The 19,625-nt window shown below is 70.2% G+C and carries 20 protein-coding genes and 1 tRNA gene; 9 read left to right on the top strand and 12 right to left on the bottom strand.

Annotated features, from left to right (window positions below):
- Position 1 precedes the first annotated feature (1 nt).
- From ACWFRJ_RS35465 to ACWFRJ_RS35455, 3 genes are all read right to left on the bottom strand, one after another.
- The gene (locus tag ACWFRJ_RS35465) at positions 2-889 is read right to left on the bottom strand and encodes a bifunctional MaoC family dehydratase N-terminal/OB-fold nucleic acid binding domain-containing protein (RefSeq protein WP_453540910.1); all 888 of its coding nucleotides are present in this window, start codon (positions 887-889) and stop codon (positions 2-4) included.
- Between the two features lie 83 nt (positions 890-972).
- Positions 973-2,172, bottom strand: coding sequence for an acyl-CoA dehydrogenase family protein (locus ACWFRJ_RS35460; protein WP_453540557.1), 1,200 nt, complete (start codon positions 2,170-2,172; stop codon positions 973-975).
- Positions 2,173-2,446: 274 nt separating this feature from the next.
- Positions 2,447-2,758, bottom strand: coding sequence for a hypothetical protein (locus tag ACWFRJ_RS35455; protein ID WP_453540554.1), 312 nt, complete (start codon positions 2,756-2,758; stop codon positions 2,447-2,449).
- 373 nt (positions 2,759-3,131) lie between these two features.
- Between ACWFRJ_RS35455 and ACWFRJ_RS35450 the strand changes: the two genes are divergently transcribed.
- Positions 3,132-4,004: a bifunctional DNA primase/polymerase gene (locus ACWFRJ_RS35450; protein ID WP_453540551.1), complete on the top strand. Its 873-nt coding sequence runs from the start codon at positions 3,132-3,134 to the stop codon at positions 4,002-4,004.
- Positions 4,005-4,018: 14 nt separating this feature from the next.
- On the opposite strand, the gene ACWFRJ_RS35445 is transcribed toward ACWFRJ_RS35450, so the two are convergent.
- From ACWFRJ_RS35445 to ACWFRJ_RS35435, 3 genes are all read right to left on the bottom strand, one after another.
- Positions 4,019-4,717 (bottom strand): sensor domain-containing protein, encoded by a 699-nt coding sequence (locus tag ACWFRJ_RS35445; protein WP_453540549.1) that lies wholly within the window; start codon positions 4,715-4,717, stop codon positions 4,019-4,021.
- Positions 4,718-4,929: 212 nt separating this feature from the next.
- Positions 4,930-5,175 carry a hypothetical protein gene (locus ACWFRJ_RS35440; RefSeq protein WP_453540546.1) on the bottom strand — a complete coding sequence of 82 codons (246 nt, stop codon included), beginning with the start codon at positions 5,173-5,175 and terminating at the stop codon, positions 4,930-4,932.
- A gap of 234 nt (positions 5,176-5,409) precedes the next feature.
- Positions 5,410-5,494 (bottom strand) — tRNA-Ser (locus tag ACWFRJ_RS35435).
- 228 nt (positions 5,495-5,722) lie between these two features.
- On the opposite strand from ACWFRJ_RS35435, the gene ACWFRJ_RS35430 reads away from it, so the two are divergent.
- Complete coding sequence (locus ACWFRJ_RS35430) at positions 5,723-6,475, top strand: ANTAR domain-containing protein (protein ID WP_453540543.1); 753 nt, start codon at positions 5,723-5,725, stop codon at positions 6,473-6,475.
- 23 nt (positions 6,476-6,498) lie between these two features.
- Entirely contained in the window at positions 6,499-7,086 is a 588-nt protein-coding gene (locus ACWFRJ_RS35425) for a hypothetical protein (RefSeq protein ID WP_453540540.1), read from the top strand.
- A gap of 46 nt (positions 7,087-7,132) precedes the next feature.
- On the opposite strand, the gene ACWFRJ_RS35420 is transcribed toward ACWFRJ_RS35425, so the two are convergent.
- Positions 7,133-7,474 (bottom strand): STAS domain-containing protein, encoded by a 342-nt coding sequence (locus tag ACWFRJ_RS35420; protein ID WP_453540537.1) that lies wholly within the window; start codon positions 7,472-7,474, stop codon positions 7,133-7,135.
- Positions 7,475-7,606: 132 nt separating this feature from the next.
- On the bottom strand, positions 7,607-9,070 hold the full coding sequence (locus tag ACWFRJ_RS35415) for a S1C family serine protease (protein WP_453540534.1): 1,464 nt from the start codon (positions 9,068-9,070) through the stop codon (positions 7,607-7,609).
- Between the two features lie 184 nt (positions 9,071-9,254).
- Between ACWFRJ_RS35415 and ACWFRJ_RS35410 the strand changes: the two genes are divergently transcribed.
- The 3 genes from ACWFRJ_RS35410 (at position 9,255) to ACWFRJ_RS35400 (ending at position 11,913) form a co-directional block, all read left to right on the top strand.
- Positions 9,255-10,067, top strand: coding sequence for a glycerophosphodiester phosphodiesterase (locus ACWFRJ_RS35410; RefSeq protein ID WP_453540531.1), 813 nt, complete (start codon positions 9,255-9,257; stop codon positions 10,065-10,067).
- A gap of 62 nt (positions 10,068-10,129) precedes the next feature.
- Entirely contained in the window at positions 10,130-10,765 is a 636-nt protein-coding gene (locus ACWFRJ_RS35405) for an ATP-binding protein (RefSeq protein WP_453540528.1), read from the top strand.
- Between the two features lie 182 nt (positions 10,766-10,947).
- Positions 10,948-11,913, top strand: a complete 966-nt coding sequence (locus ACWFRJ_RS35400; protein ID WP_453540525.1) for a DUF5926 family protein — start codon at positions 10,948-10,950, stop codon at positions 11,911-11,913.
- A 204-nt stretch (positions 11,914-12,117) separates the two neighbouring features.
- Here the strand turns inward: ACWFRJ_RS35400 and ACWFRJ_RS35395 are convergent, their stop codons facing one another.
- Positions 12,118-12,747 (bottom strand): hypothetical protein, encoded by a 630-nt coding sequence (locus ACWFRJ_RS35395; RefSeq protein ID WP_453540522.1) that lies wholly within the window; start codon positions 12,745-12,747, stop codon positions 12,118-12,120.
- A 57-nt stretch (positions 12,748-12,804) separates the two neighbouring features.
- Positions 12,805-13,482 (bottom strand): bifunctional DNA primase/polymerase, encoded by a 678-nt coding sequence (locus ACWFRJ_RS35390; RefSeq protein WP_453540519.1) that lies wholly within the window; start codon positions 13,480-13,482, stop codon positions 12,805-12,807.
- Between the two features lie 540 nt (positions 13,483-14,022).
- Between ACWFRJ_RS35390 and ACWFRJ_RS35385 the strand changes: the two genes are divergently transcribed.
- Positions 14,023-15,462, top strand: a complete 1,440-nt coding sequence (locus ACWFRJ_RS35385) for a PP2C family protein-serine/threonine phosphatase (RefSeq protein WP_453540516.1) — start codon at positions 14,023-14,025, stop codon at positions 15,460-15,462.
- A gap of 99 nt (positions 15,463-15,561) precedes the next feature.
- On the top strand, positions 15,562-17,058 hold the full coding sequence (locus tag ACWFRJ_RS35380; RefSeq protein ID WP_453540513.1) for an aminopeptidase P family protein: 1,497 nt from the start codon (positions 15,562-15,564) through the stop codon (positions 17,056-17,058).
- An 83-nt stretch (positions 17,059-17,141) separates the two neighbouring features.
- Here the strand turns inward: ACWFRJ_RS35380 and ACWFRJ_RS35375 are convergent, their stop codons facing one another.
- Positions 17,142-17,669, bottom strand: coding sequence for a carboxymuconolactone decarboxylase family protein (locus ACWFRJ_RS35375; protein ID WP_453540510.1), 528 nt, complete (start codon positions 17,667-17,669; stop codon positions 17,142-17,144).
- A 41-nt stretch (positions 17,670-17,710) separates the two neighbouring features.
- Between ACWFRJ_RS35375 and pdxR the strand changes: the two genes are divergently transcribed.
- The gene (pdxR, locus tag ACWFRJ_RS35370) at positions 17,711-19,147 is read left to right on the top strand and encodes a MocR-like pyridoxine biosynthesis transcription factor PdxR (RefSeq protein ID WP_453540507.1); all 1,437 of its coding nucleotides are present in this window, start codon (positions 17,711-17,713) and stop codon (positions 19,145-19,147) included.
- Between the two features lie 20 nt (positions 19,148-19,167).
- Here pdxR and ACWFRJ_RS35365 read toward each other — a convergent pair whose 3' ends face one another.
- On the bottom strand, positions 19,168-19,611 hold the full coding sequence (locus ACWFRJ_RS35365) for an ATP-binding protein (RefSeq protein ID WP_389902870.1): 444 nt from the start codon (positions 19,609-19,611) through the stop codon (positions 19,168-19,170).
- Positions 19,612-19,625 lie beyond the last annotated feature (14 nt).

The following is a 19,625-nucleotide window of genomic DNA, read 5'->3' as shown; positions in this document are numbered from 1 at the left end:
GTCAGACCCCGCCCCCCGCCATGCCTTCGGCGACTCTGAACACCGGGAGTTCCAACTCCGCGTCCACCCGCTGGAATTCGAGCCGTACCGGCTGCCCGATCCGCACCTTGTCGCTCGGCACGCCGACCACGTTGCTGACCATGCGCACGCCCTCCGCCAGGTCGATCAGCCCGACGGCGTACGGCGGTTCGAAGGCGGGGAAGGGCGGATGGTGCATGACGACGTACGAGTAGACCGTGCCCTCGCCGCTCGCTTCGACCGTGTCCCATACGAGGGACCCACAGGCGTTGCAGCCCGGCAGCCAGGGGAAGCGCAGTGCCCGGCAGCCGCCGCAGCGCTGGATCAGGAGCTGGTGGCGGGCCACACCCTCCCAGAATCCGGCGTTGTCGCGGTTGATCACGGGTCGGGGCCGCTCGCCCTTGCTTCTCCGTCGCTGTGCGGGCGCGTACTTGAGGATGCGGAAGCGGTGCGTCCCCGCCGGTTCGCCGCCCGCTCTGACGTCCATCCGGGTCGTGACGAAGTGGCCCGTACCGAGCTTCGTCGTCTTCTGCTCCGACACCGACTCGATGACCGCGTCGAAGGTGATCTCGTCCCCCGGCCGAAGCACCCGCAGATACTCCTGCTCGCAGTCCGTGGCGACGACCGAGGTGTACCCCGCGCCGTCCAGGAGCGCGAACAGCTCGTCGTACGCGACCGAGCGCCCCTGATGCCCCGAGAGACCGCCCATCGTCCAGGCCTGGAGCATGGTCGGCGGCGCGATCGGATCCGCCCCCGCGTAGAGCGGATTGGCGTCCCCCATGGCCTCGCACCAGTGCCGGATCATCGGTTCGTTGACCGGGTCCTTGCCCGCGCCCGACGTGGCGGCCGCCCGCCCCTCGAACGCCTTCAGCGTCTCGTACGTAAGACCCGAAGGACCCGAAGGACCTGAAGGACCCGATGGCCCCGAAGGACCCGAAAGCTCCGAAAGATCGGTCACCGCCGCCCCCTCCGCATCCCGAGCCGCATCGTCGCCACGATCTCCCGCTGCACCTCGCTCACCCCGCCCCCGAACGTATTGATCTGGGCCGCCCTGTTCATCCGCTCCAACTCCCCCTCACCGGTCTCACCGCCGCTTCCCAGCGCCAGGGACCCGGGTGAACCGGCCCGCACCAGACCCGCGTCGCCCGTCACTTCCTGGCATATTCGGTACACCTCCACGGCCGATTCGGTTCCCGCGAACTTCACGCCGCTCGCGTCTCCCGGCGCCAGGACGCCCGCGCCGACATCCCCCACCAGACGCCAGTTGAGCAGGCGCGTCGCCGCGAGGCGGGCCTGCGCTTCGGCCAGCCTCGACCGGACCCACGGGGCGTCGATCCGGCGTTCGCCCGTCACGGGATCGGGCGTACGGGCGAAGGCGAGGGCCGCGTCGTAGAAGTCCTCGGCCTGCATGCCGATCGCGGCGAGCGCCACCCGCTCGTGGTTGAGCTGGTTGGTGATGAGCCCCCAGCCGCCGTTCTCCTCGCCGACGAGGTTCGTGGCGGGCACGCGGATACCGTCGTAGTACGTCGCTGTCGTCGTCAGGCCGCCCACGGTCTCGATCGGAGTCCACGAGAACCCGGGCGCGCCGGTCGGCACGAGGATGATCGAGATGCCCTGGTGCTTGGGAGCTTCGGGGTCGGTACGGCAGGCCAGCCAGATCCAGTCGGCGTTGTGGGCGTTCGACGTGAAGATCTTCTGCCCGTCGATGACCCACGCGCCGCCGGGTGTCTCGCTGTCGCGCACCGCCCGCGTCCGCAGCGAGGCCAGATCCGTCCCCGCCGAAGGCTCGCTGTACCCGATAGCGAAAACGAGGTCGCCGCTGAGGATGCGCGGCAGGAAAGCGGCCTTCTGCTCCTCGGTGCCGTACTTCATGAGGGTCGGCCCGACGGTGTTCAGGGTGACCATCGATACGGGCGCGCCCGCACGGTAGGCCTCGTCGAAGAAGACGAACTGCTCATCGGGGCCGCGCCCCTGCCCGCCGTACTCGACCGGCCAGCCGAGGCCGAGCATGCCGTCGGCCCCGATGCGCCGCAGCAGTCGGCGCTGTCCCTCCAGGTCGCCCCCTGCGGGCGGACCTGCCGGCATCAGATCGCGGAAGTAGGCGCGCAGCTCGGCGCGCAGCCGCTGTTGGCGTTCGGTGGGGGCGAGGTGCACGGCGGCGGCCTCTCCTTCGCGTACGGGCGTCGCACCGACAATGGTTTCTGACTGTCCGTCAGAAACTGTTCCGGTGTCAAGAGATCACCCGTACGCAAGGCCGGATCACCTCATGCGCGAGTGCACCCCGAAATGCACGAGAGCACCCCGAAATGCGCGAGAGCGCCCCGAACGCGCCTGCGCGGCGGTGCAGATGCACCGCCGCGCAGACCGCCACACAACACCCCGTCGAGCGGGCTCCGGGAGCTGATCCCCCTCCCGGAGCGCCGTCACTTCACCAGAGGTTGGTGAAGTTGACGGCGAGGTTCTCGTTCGACTGGTCGATCGCCGTGAAGGCCGAGCCGTTCACCTGCGCGGTGTTGTTCTGGTTCGAGGCCCCGGAGCCCACCGCCTGCTGCTGCGTCGTCGCCGAGTTGCCGCTGTTGTTGCCCCCGACACCACTGCCGTTGACCGACGCCACGCCCGCATTCGATCCGTCGTTCGCGAAGGAGCCGTTGTCGGCTGTCGCGATACCCGTGAACAGTGCGGCGGCCAGGGGCAGGGCCGCGGCGGCAGCGATGACGCGGGCGGTACGGATGCTTGCCATGTCAATTCCTCCAGAACGGGGACACGCACCGGCGATGTTGCCGGGCGTACCTCAAGTGCATTGATTTTCAGGGCAGTTGGCCGACCGCCCCGAGGTGGTTCTGCACGACGTCGCGACTCCAGAGTTGCCCACCGAATCCCCGGCGAACCACCCCGGAAGCCCCGATTCCCCCGCAAGCGTGAGTACAAGGCGATAAACACGCCCCGCGCCCCCAAAGCCCCAGCTCAACCGCTAAAGCCCCACCCAAACCCAAGCGCCGCACGGGATGAAGCGTTCCGCCACCCAGGGAAGATCAGCGGTCACGCCCGCGTGTCGGCCGTGCACGGCGCACGCCCCTCTTCCTTTCTTCGAACACTCGTACGAAAATGAAGTCATGGCCACCATCGACCGCCATGCCACGGCGCTCGCTCTCGCCCACGCCCTGTCCGCCGCCGAGCGCGGTCTCTCCGTCATCCCGCTCTCCCGCACCAAGCTGCCGGCGCTCCGTTCCCCCCACCACGACAAGGCCGAACCGGCCCCCTGCCACGGCGAATGCGGCCGCACAGGACATGGCGTGTACGACGCGTCGACCGATCCGCGCCGCATCCGCGCACTCTTCGCCGCCGCCCCCTGGGCCACCGGCTACGGCATCGCGTGCGGACTGCCCCCGCACCATCTGATCGGCATCGACCTGGACACCAAGTCCGGTACGGACGCTCCGGCATCCCTGCGGGAGCTCGCGCTGCGCCACCTGTTCACGATCCCGGCCACGGTCGTCGTGGCCACCCCGAGCGGCGGCCGCCACATCTGGCTCACGGGCCCGCCCGACACCGTCGTCCCCAACTCCGCGGGCCGCCTCGCCCCCGGTATCGACATCCGGGGCGCGGGCGGCTACCTCGTCGGCCCCGGCTCGCGCACCGAGCACGGCGTCTACAGCACCGTGACCGGCACCGCCCATCTCCCGCCCGCGAGCTGCCCGCCCGCACTGCTGCGCCTGCTCACGCCCCCGCCCCCTCTCCGTACCCAGCGCTCCTCCCTTCCGCAGGCATCGGCCCCACAGGGCCACGGCCTGGTCCAGTTCGTGCTCGCCGCGCACGAGGGCCAGCGCAACACCCGCCTCTTCTGGGCCGCTTGCCGCGCCTACGAGAACGGCATCGGCGAGTCCCTTGCCGAGGAACTCGTCGACGCCGCTCTCCAGGTCGGCCTCACGGAACGCGAGGCCCGCTCGACGATCGCGTCGGCGGAGCGGCTCACGGGGCACGTGTGAGACCGCCCGCCGCCCTAGCCGAGCATCGAACGCACAGCCGCACGGTCGATGTTCGTCAGAGCGCGGACCAGCTTCGGGGTCAGGAAGACGATGACGAGGCCGACCAGGGACGCACCGGCGATCTGCACCGGCGACTCCAGATAGAACGCGTGGCGCTCGCCGCCTGAGGTGTAGTCGAACACCCGGTAGCCGGGCCAGTCGACGTAGCGCGGGAAGACCCAGGTGTACGCCGGGAGGAGCGCGACCACCCAGCCGGTGACCAGGAAGGTCACGCTGAGGACGAAGGAAACGATCCGGGTCGGGAACGTCACGACCTGAAAGAGCAGCGCCCGCCAGCCCGCCCCGTCCACGAGCCGTGCCCGCATCCCCGCCCACGCACCCGCGTCCTGCGGCTTCTTCACGGCACCGGGACCGGCGACCTCGATCCCCAACTGCGTACGCGCCCGCCCCCGCTCGGCGGCCCCGAGCCCCCGCGCCCCGGCCAACGCGGCAGCCAGGACCGGCAGTCCGAGCACGGTGACGAACAGGCCCGTGCCGAGCGCGAACATCGTCACGGCGAAGGTGAAGCCCACGATGGCGATGGGCAGCGACGCGACGGTGTAGCCGATCTCCCGGTACGTGGCGGCGGCGAACGGCGCCCGCCAGAAGCCCGGGGAACTCGCGGGGCGCACGGGGGAGGGAGCGGCTGCGTACCGCAGTGCACTGGTGCTCATGACGGGCCTCGAATCTTCGCGGTGGGGACGTACCGGGGACGCGCCCTGCTGATGTCCTCCAGGTTCGCGAATTCCAGCGGCCCGCGACATCCGGTGCCCCGGTCTCTCCGGGGTGTTGCTGGCACCACCCCCTGCACCACCCGCCCCCGTCCACGCCAAAGGGTGCCTCTCAGTGAGAGGCACCCTTTGGCGTGGACGGACGGAAGAAACCGTCAGCCGTTGTAGCCGTCGAAGCCGTCGAAGGCCCCGTCGAGGGCGGTGCCGTTGCGGTACCCGCCGTCCGCCTGACCGGCGGTGGTGATCCCGTAGGGGCCGCCCATGTTGGTGAAGCTCTGACCGGCAAGGCGGCCCTCGCTGAACGTGGTGCTGTGGTCGTCGTCGTTGGCGACGGCCGGGCCTGCGGCCAGGAATCCGGCGACGGTGGCCACGGCGAGGGCAGATGCGATGCGCTTCAACACGAGTTTCTCCTCTGAGACGAATCCAGTGATCCCCCGCAGAGAACGAGACCGTACTCGGCCTGCACCTCCTCCTAGGCACGCCGGGCAACGGCCACGTGGAGTACTACGTTCATCCTTTCATCCAACGCGACTTGACCGGCTCACGAGCCGTACGCCACCGGACAGTGGCCGTAAGCCATCTGAAAAAGCGAGAGCCTCCGACCAATTCAGCTGGTCAGAGGCTCTTCACAGGTGCGGTGGGTGTGGGATTTGAACCCACGGTGGCTCTCACCACGACGGTTTTCAAGACCGTTCCCTTAGGCCGCTCGGGCAACCCACCCCGCACCGCCCACCAGGGGCGAAGCGGATACAGCGTACCCGCACGGGGCCATTCGCGGAGACCTGGTCCACAGCTGTACCGCCCTTGTCGTCATCCGCAGCGAGAACGGCGAAAACAGCACCTGTCGCATCGCTGGAGAGTAATCTCCCGGGCACGGAAAGTGGCCGCCCTTGCGAGTCGGCCCGCCGCGCGCGGCACTCAGCCGCTTCGGCACACCGGAGGTTGGGGATGAGCAGGGAAGAAAAGATCGCCCGGACTTTCGTGGAGCTCGCCGACACCCTGGCGGACGATTTCGAAGTCATCGACTTCATGGAGCATTTCACCTACCGCTGCTGCGACATCCTCGACATCGCGGCTGCCGCTGTCCTGCTGGCCGCCTCGGAAACAGACCTGTACAGCCCGGGATCCTGCGGAACCGATCCCGCCAGGGCCGCGGTACTCGATGTGACCGTACGCGCAGGCCCCGCCGTCGAGGCTTACCGCACCGCCACAGCCGTCGCCCCCGGCGACCTCGCCAGTGCGCCCGCTGCCTGGCGCGACTTCACCTTGCAGGCCCGCACCGCCGGCTACACCTATGCCAGTGCCGTGCCCCTGCGGTTACGCCAAGAGACCCTCGGCAGCCTGCTGCTCCTGCGCACCGGCCCCGGCCCTCTGCCGGTCGCCGACCTCGCTCTGGCGCAGGCGTTCGCCGATGCGGCTGCCGTGGGCCTGCTCCACGCCCGCGCCCTGCGGGAGGCGGACACCCTCAACGAACAGCTCCGTACGGCCCTGCACAGCCGCATCCTGATCGAACAGGCCAAAGGATTCCTCGCCGCTCGCCGAGGCATCTCGCCCGTCGAGGCCTTCGAAACCTTGCGCCGCCGCGCGCGCCACCACCGCGTGCGGCTGGCCGCAGTCGCCCAAGAGGTCATCGCCATACGAGACCTCCCCCACGCACCACCTGCCGTCGGCGATCCGAGCCAGGACACGTCGGTCAAGTGAGCACTGAGGCATAAGGAGGCAAGATGCCCAACTCGGCCGACGCCCTTGGCGTCATCGACTCCTTCGAGCGTTGTGAGCGGCTCTGTCGCACGGCTCGGGAGGTGATCGAGAAGGCCCGCCGGACGCGGTCCGAGGCGGTGGAGATCCGGCTGAAGTCGAAGCAGATCCGCGCCGACCGACAGCGGAGGCTCGCTTCGCGCCGCCGCGAGGACGGTGCGAGTGGGCCCGCTCTGCCCATCGCGCTCCCGCTCGGCGGCCCAGCGCCTGTCCCTGCCCCCCTCCAGCTCACCGCCCTGGCCGCCTTCGTGCACGCCCGCCTGGACGAGGAAGCGGCTTCAGCGGACCTGTTCCACGACGTCGGCTGCCCGGCGGCCGAAGCCCCCGGCAACCGCGGCAGCCCGGCCGGATGCCGCTGCCGTACCCCGCGCCGCATCCACCAGAAGACGGCTGACCGCCGGAGCATCGCCCACATCAGTGAGGCCACCGTCCGCGAGGCCGACCACGCCGCCCCTGACTGGCCCCGCAACGAGATGGACGCCCTGCTGGATCTGCGGACACTCGCCGTGGAGTACGAGCTGCACTGGCTGTGGCAGGAGGAGTGGCGGCCATGACTTCCACCGGCCGCAAGCCACCGGCCGCAAGCCACGGGACGCAAGGTCATGAAGCCCGCAGTGGCAACCGGTGCTGCAGGCCCGCCCGGTCGATGGCCGTGCGGGCGACGGTTCCGGTCTCGATTATGTCGACCGTGATGCCGACCGCTTCCAACGCCTGACAGGTGCCCAGCAGGCTGAACAGGCCGGTGTTGTCGCAGTAGGTGAGGGCGGACAGGTCGAGGAGCAGCCGGCAGCAATCACCCGGGCGCGATGCCACCCGCACCATCGCATCGCGAAACAGAGCGGTGGTGTCGAGATCCAGTTCGCCGGACAGCCAGATGAGCAACACTGACCGGTCCACCGGAACGTGGTGAAGCACCAGACGAGGTTCGGCGTACTGCGCCATCCGGACTTGCTTTCTCCTCAGCCCCCGGTGGGACAGTGCCCACTTCGCGAGGAGTTGACGCGCCGGCCTCAAGGGCCGCTCTCCCCGCGCCGCCGCTCGAAGCGGTGCGGGGAGGGGGACAGGAGCAGCGGGTCAGCTCTCGCCCTTGCGCTGGCCCAGGACCAAGTCGACCTTGTGCTCCTTGCCGTCGCGCTTGTACGTGATCTCGACGGTGTCGCCCGGCTTGTGGGTCCAGATCTGACCGATCAGGGTCGGTCCGCTGTCGATCACCGTGTTGTCCAGCTTCGTGATGACGTCGCCGGGCTTGAGTCCCGCCTTGGCCGCGGGGCCGTTCGGAGTGACCGCCTGCGAGTCGCTCGCGCCCTTCTGGGAGATCGTGGCGCCGCCCGAGCCCTCCTCCAGGGAGACCGACGCACCGATGACGGGGTAGACGGCCTGGCCGTTCTTGATGAGCTGCTCGGCGACGTACTTGGTCTGGTTGACCGGGATCGCGAAGCCGAGGCCGATGGAGCCGGACTGACCGCCTCCGCCGCCGAGGCCGCCGCCGCTCTCCGCGGGCTTGATCGCGGAGTTGATGCCGATGACCGCGCCGCCCGCGTCGAGCAGCGGGCCGCCGGAGTTGCCGGGGTTGATGGAGGCGTCGGTCTGCAGGGCGCTCATGTACGAGCTCTTGTTGCTCGCGCCGTCGCTGGAGGTCACCGGGCGGTCCTTGGCGCTGACGATGCCGGTGGTGACGGTGTTCGAGAGGCCGAAGGGGGCGCCGATGGCGATCGTCGAATCGCCGACGGCCACCTTGTCGGAGTTGCCGAGGGGGAGCGGCTTCAGGTTCGACGGCGGGTTCTTGAGCTTGATGACCGCCACGTCATAGCCCTCGGCGCGGCCGACCACCTCGGCCTCGTACTTCTTGCCGTCCGAGAACGTCGCCGCGAGCTTGCCGCCCTCGGCCGCGGAGGCCACGACGTGGTTGTTCGTGAGGATGTGGCCCTGCTTGTCGTAGACGAAGCCGGTGCCCGTTCCGCCCTCGCCGTTGCCGCCCTGGGCCTCGATGGTGACGACGCTGGGCAGTGCCTTGCCCGCGATGTCGGCGACCGTGCCGGGGTCGCGCTTGAGGTCGGCCGGGGTGTTCGACGCGGAGACCGTCGTCGAGCCCGTGCTGTTGTCGTTGCGCTCGGCCGCCCAGAAGCCGATGCCGCCGCCGACACCGCCGGCGACCAGTGCGGCCACGAGCACAGCGGCGATCAGACCACCGCGCCGGCCCGCGGGCTTGGGCTCATCCGGGTGCTGCGCCGCGTACGACGCGCCCCATCCGGATCCCGAGCCGCCGTCCTGGGCGTACGAAGGAACCGCGGGCGGCGGCGGAGGCGGCCAGGCTCCGGCACCGGAGGCGTGCGGGGGCGCGCCGGCGGTGGCACCGGCGTGCGCGGGAGCCTGGTGCGCCGCCGGGTCCTGGGGGTGCCCCGCCAAAGACGGCGCCGCGGGGTCGGGCGCGGCGGAAGCGGGTGTCGCGGGCTCGGCGGAAGCTGCGGGAGTTTCCACCGGCACAGGAGGCGCTGACGGGGCCGGGGGTACCTCGTTGCCCTCGTTCTCGGTGCTCACAGCTCTTCTCCTCGGTCCACGCTGTCGTTCTCGGTCACGGCCTGGCTGTGCCAACTGTGCATGTGTCTGCAGTCAGCTTTTCCCATGGGCTGTCAGGGCACCATAAGCCGATCCTGTGGATCCGGCTCTGTGTGCGCCACCCCTTGGGCATGCTGCGGGTACCCCGTGATGGCACCATGACGCGGTGACCCTCGCACGACAGCACCAGATCCAGGTCGTCGCCCACCGCGGAGCCTCCGAAGACGAACCCGAGCACACGCTGGCCGCGTACAAGAGGGCGGTCGAGGACGGTGCCGACGCTCTCGAATGCGATGTACGCCTCACCGCGGACGGGCACCTCGTCTGCGTCCACGACCGTCGCGTGAACCGTACGTCGAACGGCCGCGGAGCCGTGTCGGCCCTGGAGCTCTCCGATCTCGCCACGCTCGACTTCGGCTCCTGGAAGAACGACCACGGCGAGTCCGACGAAGGCCCCGACTGGGAGGACACCTCTGTCCTCACCCTGGAGCGGCTGCTCGATCTTGTGGCCGAAAGCAATGCGTCGGGGCGCAGCGTCCAGCTGGCCATCGAGACCAAGCACCCCACTCGCTGGGCGGGCCAGGTCGAGGAAAGGCTGCTTCTTCTACTGAAGCGCTTCGGTCTGGATTCCCCACCCGCCGGCGGACCCTCTCCCGTACGCGTCATGAGCTTCTCCGCGCGCTCCCTGCACCGGGTGCGGGCCGCGTCCCCCACCCTGCCGACCGTCTACCTGATGCAGTTCGTCTCGCCGCGCCACCGCGACGGCCGCCTCCCCGAGGGCGTGGGGATCGCCGGCCTGGGCATGCGGATCGTCCGCAGCCACCCCGCCTACGTGGCCAAACTCAAACGCGCGGGACACCAGGTGCACGTGTGGACCGTGAACGAGCCCGAGGACGTCGAGCTCTGCGCCGAACTCGGCGTCGACGCCATCATCACCAATCGTCCCAAGCAGGTGCTGTCCCAGTTGGGCCGCCGCTAACCGCGAGCTCGTCGATTACGGGGTGTGCACCGGCGCGTTCGTTCCGTATTCGATCGTTACGAGTGCGTCACCGCACAAGGATTGGCCGGTTTCCGGTCCAGTCCATTGGGGCATTCACACCGTGGCGTGGGGCGAAGGAGGTCTCGGGGGTGGCGTTGGTGGTGGCACGGGAGGTGCCCGCGTCGTCGAGTATGGCCGTACCTCATGGCCCGTCGGGCGTGGGGGAAGCAAGGCATCGGATGCGCGATCAACTGCGCATGAACGGGATGCCGGAATCGGTCGTCGACGATGCCGTACTTGTCCTTTCGGAACTGCTCAGCAATGCCTGTCGGCACGGCAGGCCGCTGGGCGAAGGAATGGTCGGCGACGGTGACGTCCGGGCCGCCTGGCACATGGACACGACGGGACGGCTGACGGTCGAGGTGACGGACGGCGGTGGCCCGACCCGCCCCGTTCCCGCCACGCCCTCGGTCACCGCGCACGGCGGTCGTGGGCTCAACATCATCACGGCCCTCGCCGACACGTGGGGCGTGCGCGACGACACCCATGGCGAGGTCACGGTGTGGGTAGTCGTTCATGCGGGGCACCGCCACGAGGATTTTGCTACGCGCGTCGCGCCCCCGTCGCGCGCCGCGCCCCCCTCACGCGCCGCGATACCGGACCTCGCGTACGCGGACCCCTTCGACGACCGCGACTGATCGACGTCCGCGACTGAAGGCCGCTGCACAGACCCCGGCCCACGGCCTCGACTTGGCTCGCGCCGACTCAGGCCGATTCAGGCGATTCCCGGCCCCCTGTGGGTGAGCGACTAGGCTCGCGCCCGTACGCCCAAGACGTACGAAGAGCCACGCTGGAAAGCCGCATCCGGGAGACACCCAAGATGGCCAAGAAGCGCCCTCAGACCAAGGGCAAGCAGCCGCAACTGACGGACGGGCAGGTCCCTGTCGTCGGTGCCCGCGAACCCTGCCCCTGCGGTTCGGGCCGCCGTTACAAGGCCTGTCACGGCCGGGCCGCCGCGCACGCGGTGACCGAGCTGGTGCAGCGCCCCTTCGAAGGCCTGCCCGGCGAGGGCGACTGGGTGGCTCTGCGCGAGCTCGTCCCGGCGGCGACCGTCGAACTGCCCCTCAAGGACGGGCTGCCGGACGGCGTGCCCTCCGTGTCCCTGGCCACCGTCCTTCCGATGGCCTGGCCCGCGCTGCGCCGCGACGACGGCTCGGTCCTGCTCGGCCTGCAGAACGACACCGCGTCCGGCGACATCAGCCGCGACCTCGCCGACACCCTCCAGCGCGCCCTGACCGCCGAGCCCGGCTCTCCGGTCCAGGCCCGCCGCGCCCCCGCCGACGGACCGCGCCTGCAGGACGTCCTCGACCCCGACGGCGTATTCCAGCCGATCGTGCACGCGGGCTTCGAGTTCTGGGTGCCGGATTCGGAGAACGCGTCCACGGAGGTCTCCGCGTCCCTGGAGCGGGCGAACGCCGCCGCGATCCCGACCGTGAAGCTCTCCGGCGTGGACTCCGCGTACTGGTGCGAGACGCCGGAGAAGAACCACCTGCGCTGGGTCATGCCGCACCCCGAGGAGCAGCTCCTCGACGCGCTCGCCCGGCTGCACGCGGCGGGTAAGTCGAGTCTCGGCGAAGGCACCCGTCTGGTCGGCTCCTTCCGTGCGCACGGCCTGACGGTGCCGGTGTGGGACCTGCCGACCGGAATGGGCGCCGAGGACATCGAGAAGCCCGCCGCCGAGTTCGCCGAGCGGCTCGCGACGGCGCTGGACATCGATGCCCCGCTCACACCGGAGGAGCGCCGGGCGCGCGGCGGTCTCACCAACCGCCAGGTGACGCTGAGCTGACCCACCAGTCAGTCGGTCGGGGGGCGTGACTCCTGTCACAACTCCCCGTCGTCGCAGGTAAATCCCTGTCTGGATATCCGAGATCGAATTTGCCCAGAGCAGATCTCTTGTTACCGTTCAGATAGCCCGGTTGCTGGTGCATCCCCCGTCGCCAGCAACCGGGCGCTTCCATGCCCGGCCCTCCGCACGGCCTGACCTGCGGTATCAACTGGCCTTCGGCCGCCCGGAGTTGCTTCCGGAGCGCAGGAGCAACGGTCCGCCGCTCCCGTCGGCGAACTCCACCACCGCCGAATACGCCTCCGCATTCCCCGTCGTACGCTCCCGCGGTGTCTCGCACGCCCCCGGCTCGTCCGCCGCACCCACCGCGCAGTGCATCTGCACGGTGCGTCCGCCAGGACTCATGAGGGTCAGCACGGCGTCCAGCTCGTCGCCGGTGGTGTTGCGGTAGTACGTGCGCCCCCAGGTGTCGTGCCCCTGGGTCAGGACACAGGTCTGGGCTTCGATGCCCTTGGGCGAGGTGAGTTCGGGGCCGCACTGGGCGGCGTCGTCGAGGCCGAGTCCCGCAAGGAGTGACGAGCTCTCCGTAGAGGAGCCCTCCGTAGACGAGCGTTCCGTGGACGAGCCTTCCGTAGAGGACCGTTTCGAAGTCGGCTTCTCCGTAGAGGGCTGTTTCGCGTCGGGGTCCGGCGCCGCCCCCGGTGCCGCGTCCGCCTGCCGCTCCAGCGGCTTGGCTTCGGCGTCACCGTCGCCCACGGGACCCGCGAACGCGCCGGCGAGCGGCAGGAGAACCGTAATGGCCACGACGCCCGTGAGCGCGATCAGGCGGGGGTTCATGGTCCCTGACATTAACGACGTTTGATGGACGTCCGGCTCGCCGCACGCCCATTTCCCCTACAACTCGGGCGCGCTCACACCCGTACGAGTGAGGGCGTCCACCACCGCGTCCACCACGGCCTCCACGTCGGGCACCCACGGCGCCGCCGAGCCGGGCAGCGGAGCCCGCTCCCAGGTCACAGGACCCTGGCCCGTCTCGGACGGGGGCAGAGCGAGATATCCGCCCTCTCCGTGGAAGCGCAGAGAACCGGGTACGTAGTCCTTGGCGTACAGCAGTTCGCCCAACTGCTCCATGGAGTACGGCGCGACGAGCAGGAAGAGGCGGGCCGGGGTCGCCACGACCGGGCCGAGCCTGATGCCCGTCTGGTCGAGCGCGGCCAGGGCGCGCGCGCCCGCGATCGCGGGCAGGCTGACGGCGCACGGAGCGCTGCCGCCGGTCGCGAGCACGATGGGCGCGTCCGGGCGGTTCGTCCACCACCAGCGCACCATGCGCTCGTCGGTCGTCGCGGCAAGGAGGCCGGGGTCGAGAGGGTGCGCTCCTGGCACTGTGCAGTCGAGGTCGGGGCAGGTGCAGCGGGTGCTGTCTCGCCGGTCGAGCCCGACACCCGGCACCACGGACCACTTCCATGCCGTCGTGAAGGTCAAGGCCGCGCCGAGCAGACCGGGACTCTGGTCAGACTTCCTGCCGGTGAGCCTGGACAGGAGCCTGCGTCGCCTTCCGAGGATCTCGCGCATGAGCGCTCGTTCCTTTCCGTTTACACGCCGAGGAACACGGCGGGCCACATCACACCATGTGTGGATCACTTCGCTGTGCGTAGAACTGGCGCATCACACCCCAGCCTGCGGCATGGGGAACCCCTAGGGGCCGAGCGTTAGCGTGGCGTGGGGTGGCGGTGCCTGGCGTTTGCTGTCCCGCGTACTTTTCGCCGCCTCCCCCACGGGAGGATGGGGCACGGTCGTCGTGAGTTAAGACGCCCGGTTCCTTCACCAGGTTCCGGGCTGATCTCAACTGCCCCTGGTCATCACCGAGTACGTACCCATCACGGCCGCTGTGACGCGCCTCCCGAGCCTGAGGGCTTGAGAGGTAGCCCCTTGTTGAACAATCTCAGTCGATCGCAATAGACCGCCGCCTCAGGCGCTTTTGAGCCAAGTTAACAAGATCGCCGATATGTCCCAGAACCCCCACGGACACCACGAATCCCAGTCGGACAATGCTGGACATCCCCTAACCAGTGCGTGTAGATGTGGAGAACATTGCTAGCGGCGCAGAATGACATGGGGGTTTGCGATGCTATTGAGCAATACGCACCGGCCGGAAAGCCGTCAGCCATGAACCCTCCGCATCTTCCGAAAGTGGCCGGAATCGATTCAACAGTTCCGCCACAAGACCACACTGTCCCGCCCGCACCACAGGCCCAGGGCGCGCCGACCCTCATGATCCAGGACCGGCTCGCGGGCTGGGTCTCCGATCTGACCACCCTCCAGGAGCTCACCGAGCGCCTGGCCCGAACCGTCACCCTCGACGAGGCCCTGCACGAGCTCCTGCAAGCCGGAGCCGCCCTGGTGGGCGCCCGCCGCGGCCTGCTCGTCCTGGAGCCCGCCGACCGGCTCGGCCCCGACACCACCATCGGCCTCGGCCTCGCCCGCGCCGACCTGGGCCACATCGAGACGGTGCCCCGCGCCGCCACCGCCTTCGGACGGCTCCTCGACGCACCGCCCGCGCCGCCCGGCACCGCGACCGAGACCGAGATCGTCAACGCCGACCTGCTCGCCGACAGCGGCCTCGACCCCCGCCACCGCGAGGTCGCCACCCGCCTCGGCTACGCGGCGAGCTACGCACTGCCCCTGTCCGCCGAGGCCGCGGGCCGGATCGGCGCCGCCGTCTGGCTGTACGACGAGCCCGCGGAGCCCGGCGAGCGCCAACGGCACCTCGTCGGGCTCTACGCGCGCCAGGCCGCGGAGCACCTGGCGCGGCTGATCGAACTCGACCGCGCCCGCACGACCGAGGCCACCCTGCGCGAAGAGCTGCTGCCCTCGCGCCTGCCGCGGGTCGCCGGGGTGCAGCTCGCCGCCCGGCACCGCACCTGCGCGCGCGGAGGCGGCGACTGGTTCGACGCGCTGCCGCTGCCCGACGCCGCGCTCGGCCTCGCGGTCGGCTCCGTCACCGGGTCGGGACCGAGCGCCGTCGCCGCGATGGGGCGCCTGCGGGCCTCCTTGCGGGCGTACGCCGTGATGGAGGGCGAGGACCCCGTCGCCGTACTGTCCGATCTGGAGCTGCTCCTTCGGCTCACCGAGCCCGCGCGGTCGGCGACCGCCCTCTTCGCCTACTGCGAACCGGCGCAGCGCAGAATCGTCCTGGCGGGAGCGGGGCACAGCCCGCCCCTGGTGATCGGCGAACGGCGCACGGAGTTCGTGGAGACCTCGCTCTCGGCGCCGCTCGGGATGCTCGCCTGCTGGGAGGCGCCGAGCGTGGAGTTCAAGACCGAGCCTGGAGAAACGGTGCTTCTCTACACGGACGGCCTGCTGCACCGCACCGGCGACCCGATGGACCGGGCCTTCGCGCGGCTGCACGCGGCAGCGGCGAGCGTGCCGAAAACGGTGCGCGACGACCCGGCCGCGCTCGCCGACCACGTCCTGCGGACGATGCTGCCTGACGGGCTCGACACGGCCGACAGCGACGAGGACGTGGTCCTCCTCGCGGCCCGCTTCGAGTGACGTCCGCGATACGGCATGTAATGGGCCTTCCGGCTCTGGGCCCCCTTCCGTACGCCCGTACGATGGAGGGGGTCCAGTGTCGTACATAGGAGGCAGATCGTGTCGGAGGAGCTCATTCGGGAGAACCCGGAGAACCCGGAAGACCTGGAGATCGAGTCCGAGGAAGAGCCGATCAAGCAGCGCAAGAACGGGCTGTACCCGGGCGTCTCCGACGAGCTCGCCGAGAACATGAAGTCCGGATGGGCCGACACCGAGCTGCACGACCTGCGGCCGATCGCCCAGGCCGCGCACACCGCCGACCGCCGCGCCGCGCTCTCCGCGCGCTTCCCGGGCGAGCGTCTGGTGATCCCCGCGGGCAATCTCAAGACCCGCTCGAACGACACGGAGTACGCCTTCCGCTCCTCCGTCGAGTACGCGTACCTGACCGGCAACCAGACCGGGGACGGCGTCCTGGTCCTGGAGCCCACGGACTTCGCCGACGGCACGAGCGGCCACGAGGCCACCATCTACCTGCTGCCGCGCTCCGACCGCGAGAACGGCGAGTTCTGGCTGGACGGCCAGGGCGAGCTGTGGGTCGGCCGCAGGCACTCCCTCACCGAGGCCGAGACGCTGTACGGCATCCCGGCGTCCGACGTGCGCGAGCTCGCCGACCAGCTGCGCGAGGCGACCGGCTCCGTCCGCGTCGTCCGCGGCTACGACGCCGGTATCGAGGCCGCTCTGACCGACAAGGTCACCGCCGAGCGCGACGAGGAGCTGCGCGTCTTCCTCTCCGAGGCCCGTCTGGTCAAGGACGAGTTCGAGGTCGGCGAGCTGCAGAAGGCGTGCGACTCGACGGCCCGCGGCTTCGAGGACGTCGTACGCGTCCTTGACAAGGCCGAGGCGACCAGCGAGCGCTACATCGAGGGCACGTTCTTCCTGCGCGCCCGCGTCGACGGCAACGACATCGGCTACGGCTCGATCTGCGCCGCGGGCCCGCACGCCACGACGCTGCACTGGGTGCGCAACGACGGCGCCGTGCGCTCCGGGGAGCTGCTGCTGCTCGACGCCGGTGTGGAGACGCACACGTACTACACCGCCGACGTGACGCGGACGCTGCCGATCAACGGCCGCTTCGACGCGCTGCAGCGGAAGATCTACGACGCCGTGTACGAGGCCCAGGAGGCCGGCATCGCGGCAGTGCAGCCGGGCGCCAAGTACCGCGACTTCCACGACGCCGCACAGCGCGTGCTCGCCGAGAGGCTCGTGGAGTGGGGGCTCGTCGAGGGCCCGGTCGAGCGCGTCCTCGAGCTGGGTCTCCAGCGCCGCTGGACCCTGCACGGCACCGGTCACATGCTCGGCATGGACGTCCACGACTGCGCGGCCGCGCGCCGCGAGACGTACGCCGACGGCGTCCTGGAGCCCGGCATGTGCCTGACGGTCGAGCCCGGTCTTTACTTCCAGGCGGACGACCTGACGGTGCCGCAGGAGTACCGCGGCATCGGCGTGCGGATCGAGGACGACATCCTCGTGACGGCCGACGGCAACAAGAACCTGTCGGCGGCGCTGCCGCGGCGTGCCGATGACGTCGAGGCGTGGATGGCTGAACTCAAGGGCTGAACTCAAGGGCTCAGCTCAAGGGCTCAGCATCCTGCGAAGGCGGGCCTCTTCTTTAAGAAGGGGCCCGTTGTGCGATTCCGGGCCTAGCGCTCGTCCTCGCCCGCCACCTTGGCCGTGCTCAGGGCGATGCGGTTCCAGGTGTTGATGGCGAAGATCAGGGCCAGGACGTGGCCAAGCTCCGTCTCGTCGAAGTGCGCGACCGCGCGGGCGTAGACGTCGTCCGGTACGCCGCCCTGGTGGACGAGGGTGACGGCCTCGGTCAGGTCGAGCGCCGCCTGCTCCTTCTCCGTGAAGAAGTTCCTGGCCTCGCGCCAGACGCCGACCATGTGCAGCCGCGCCTCGTCCTCGCCCGCCTTGCGCGCGTCGGAGGTGTGCATGTGCAGGCAGTAGGCGCAGCCGTTGATCAGCGACGCGCGGATCTGGATCAGCTCGACCAGGGCCGGGTCGAGGCCGTCGCGGGCGGCTGCGTCGAGTCCGATCACGGCCTTGAAGGCCTTGGGGGCGACCTTGGCGAAGTTGAGGCGGGGGGCGTGGGTGTGGGTCTGCGCGGGGGCGTGCGCGGGGGTCGGTACGGCGGTCTGCGTGGTGTTCTCGTTGTTCGTCATGACCATGAATCTACGGGCTGAAAAGACCTCGGCTAGGGTGCACTTTCATGGTGGAATCATGGGTCAATTTGGCCGAGCGCATTGGGAGTGACCTGCACCTTGAGCTCTCCGGGGCGGGGGGCCGCCGCGCCGTGCTCATCCGCGCGCTGCGCGACGCCGTGCGCGAGGGGCGGCTCGCTCCGGGGACGCGGCTTCCGCCCTACCGCTCCCTCGCCGCCGATCTGGGCATCGCCCGCAACACCGTCGCCGACGCCTACGCCGAGCTGGTCGCCGAGGGCTGGCTGACCGCGCGGCAGGGGTCAGGCACGCGGGTGGCCGAACGGGCGGCGCCTCCCGCGCGCACCCGCGTCGCCAAGCGGGCGCCCACCCGGCCGACGACGCCCGCGCCGCCCGCGTACGACCTGCGCCAGGGCCAGCCGGACGCCGCCTCCTTCCCGCGCACCGCCTGGCTCGCCTCGGCCCGGCGCGCCCTCAACTCCGCGCCGAACGAGGCCTTCGGGCCGGGTGATCCGCAGGGGCGCGTCGAGCTGCGCCGGGCGCTCGCGGGCTACCTGGGGCGCGTTCGCGGGGTGCGTACCGACCCGGAGCGGATCGTGGTGTGCTCCGGGTTCGCGCACGGTCTGCGGCTGCTGTTCGGGAGCGGGGGAGGCGGGATGTTGCGAGGCCCTCTGGCGGTGGAGTCGTACGGGCTCGGCTTTCATCGGTCGATCCTCGGCACCGCGGGCGTACGGACGGTCCCGCTCGGCCTCGACGAAAAGGGCGCCCGGATCGAGGAGTTGGCGGAAAGTCAGCGAGTCCGGGGCGTCCTGCTCACGCCCGCACACCAGTTCCCTACCGGCGGCCCCCTGCACCCGTCCCGGCGCGCTGCGGTGATCGACTGGGCGCGTACCCGCGACGGTCTCGTCCTGGAGGACGACTACGACGGCGAGTTCCGCTACGACCGGGAGCCCGTGGGCGCCGTACAGGGCCTTGATCCCGAACGCGTCGTCTACATGGGCTCGGTGAGCAAGAGCCTCTCTCCGGGGGTGCGCCTGGGATGGCTCGTACTGCCCGAACACCTCATCGAAGGGGTGCTCGCGGCGAAGGGCGAACGGGAGGCGTGGGCCAGTGTCATCGACCAGCTCACGCTCGCCGACCTCATCGAGTCGGGCCACTACGACCGGCACATCCGCCGCATGCGTCAGCGCTACCGCCACCGCCGCGATCAGCTCGTGGCCGCCCTCGCCACGCACGCCCCGCACATCAGCCCGACCGGTGTCGCCGCGGGCCTGCACGCCGTCCTGCGGCTGCCGCCCGGCACCGAGCAGTCCACGGCGAAGGCGGCCACCTGGCAGGGCCTCGCGCTGGAGGGCCTCGCCGAGTTCCGCCACCCGGAGGCCACGATGCCCGCACCCGACGGTCTGGTCGTCGGCTATTCCACACCGCCGGAGCACGCCTACGGAGCAGCGCTCGAAGCCCTGTGCAGGGCGCTGCCACCCGCATGAGCGGAAGGCAGCAGGGTCCCTCAGGCCGTGACGAGCGGCGTGTCCTCACGCCACTTCAGGATCTTGTCGAAGCTGATCACCGCACCGCCCCTGCCCCCCGGCCTGTTGCCGAAGTGCACATGGTCGGCGAGCTCCTGGATGAGATAGAGACCCCGGCCGTGTTCGGCGGTGTCGGACGCACGCTGCGCGACGGGAACGAATCCTGGACCGGAATCAGCCACTTCGATGCGGCACTTCTCGCCGTCGAGGTACGCCGTCACCCGATAGGCACCGGCCGCGCCCTCGGAGACCGTCGCCCCGCCGTGCTCCACCGCGTTGGCACAGGCCTCGCTGAGAGCCACCGACAGGTCGTACGAGACGTCAGGATCCACCCCCGCGGTCTCCATCGTGCCGATCAGCAGCCGACGGGCCAGCGGGACGCTCGCAGCTTCGCGCCGCAAATGGAGAGACCACCACATGCTCATGCTCCAGCCTCCTG

It is taken from the genome of Streptomyces sp. NPDC055239 (assembly GCF_053606205.1).
Note: the sequence above shows the minus strand (reverse complement) of the source record. Positions and strands in the feature narration are given on the sequence as shown.

Coding starts and splice junctions, on each gene's coding strand:
- ACWFRJ_RS35365 (WP_389902870.1), bottom strand. CDS start 19,611: ATGAGCATGTGGTGGTCTCTCCATTTGCGGCGCGAAGCTGCGAGCGTC.
- ACWFRJ_RS35425 (WP_453540540.1), top strand. CDS start 6,499: ATGCCCAACTCGGCCGACGCCCTTGGCGTCATCGACTCCTTCGAGCGT.
- ACWFRJ_RS35385 (WP_453540516.1), top strand. CDS start 14,023: ATGGGGGTTTGCGATGCTATTGAGCAATACGCACCGGCCGGAAAGCCG.
- pdxR (WP_453540507.1), top strand. CDS start 17,711: ATGGTGGAATCATGGGTCAATTTGGCCGAGCGCATTGGGAGTGACCTG.
- ACWFRJ_RS35395 (WP_453540522.1), bottom strand. CDS start 12,747: ATGAACCCCCGCCTGATCGCGCTCACGGGCGTCGTGGCCATTACGGTT.
- ACWFRJ_RS35375 (WP_453540510.1), bottom strand. CDS start 17,669: ATGGTCATGACGAACAACGAGAACACCACGCAGACCGCCGTACCGACC.
- ACWFRJ_RS35390 (WP_453540519.1), bottom strand. CDS start 13,482: ATGCGCGAGATCCTCGGAAGGCGACGCAGGCTCCTGTCCAGGCTCACC.
- ACWFRJ_RS35450 (WP_453540551.1), top strand. CDS start 3,132: ATGGCCACCATCGACCGCCATGCCACGGCGCTCGCTCTCGCCCACGCC.
- ACWFRJ_RS35455 (WP_453540554.1), bottom strand. CDS start 2,758: ATGGCAAGCATCCGTACCGCCCGCGTCATCGCTGCCGCCGCGGCCCTG.
- ACWFRJ_RS35430 (WP_453540543.1), top strand. CDS start 5,723: ATGAGCAGGGAAGAAAAGATCGCCCGGACTTTCGTGGAGCTCGCCGAC.
- ACWFRJ_RS35420 (WP_453540537.1), bottom strand. CDS start 7,474: ATGGCGCAGTACGCCGAACCTCGTCTGGTGCTTCACCACGTTCCGGTG.
- ACWFRJ_RS35445 (WP_453540549.1), bottom strand. CDS start 4,717: ATGAGCACCAGTGCACTGCGGTACGCAGCCGCTCCCTCCCCCGTGCGC.
- ACWFRJ_RS35400 (WP_453540525.1), top strand. CDS start 10,948: ATGGCCAAGAAGCGCCCTCAGACCAAGGGCAAGCAGCCGCAACTGACG.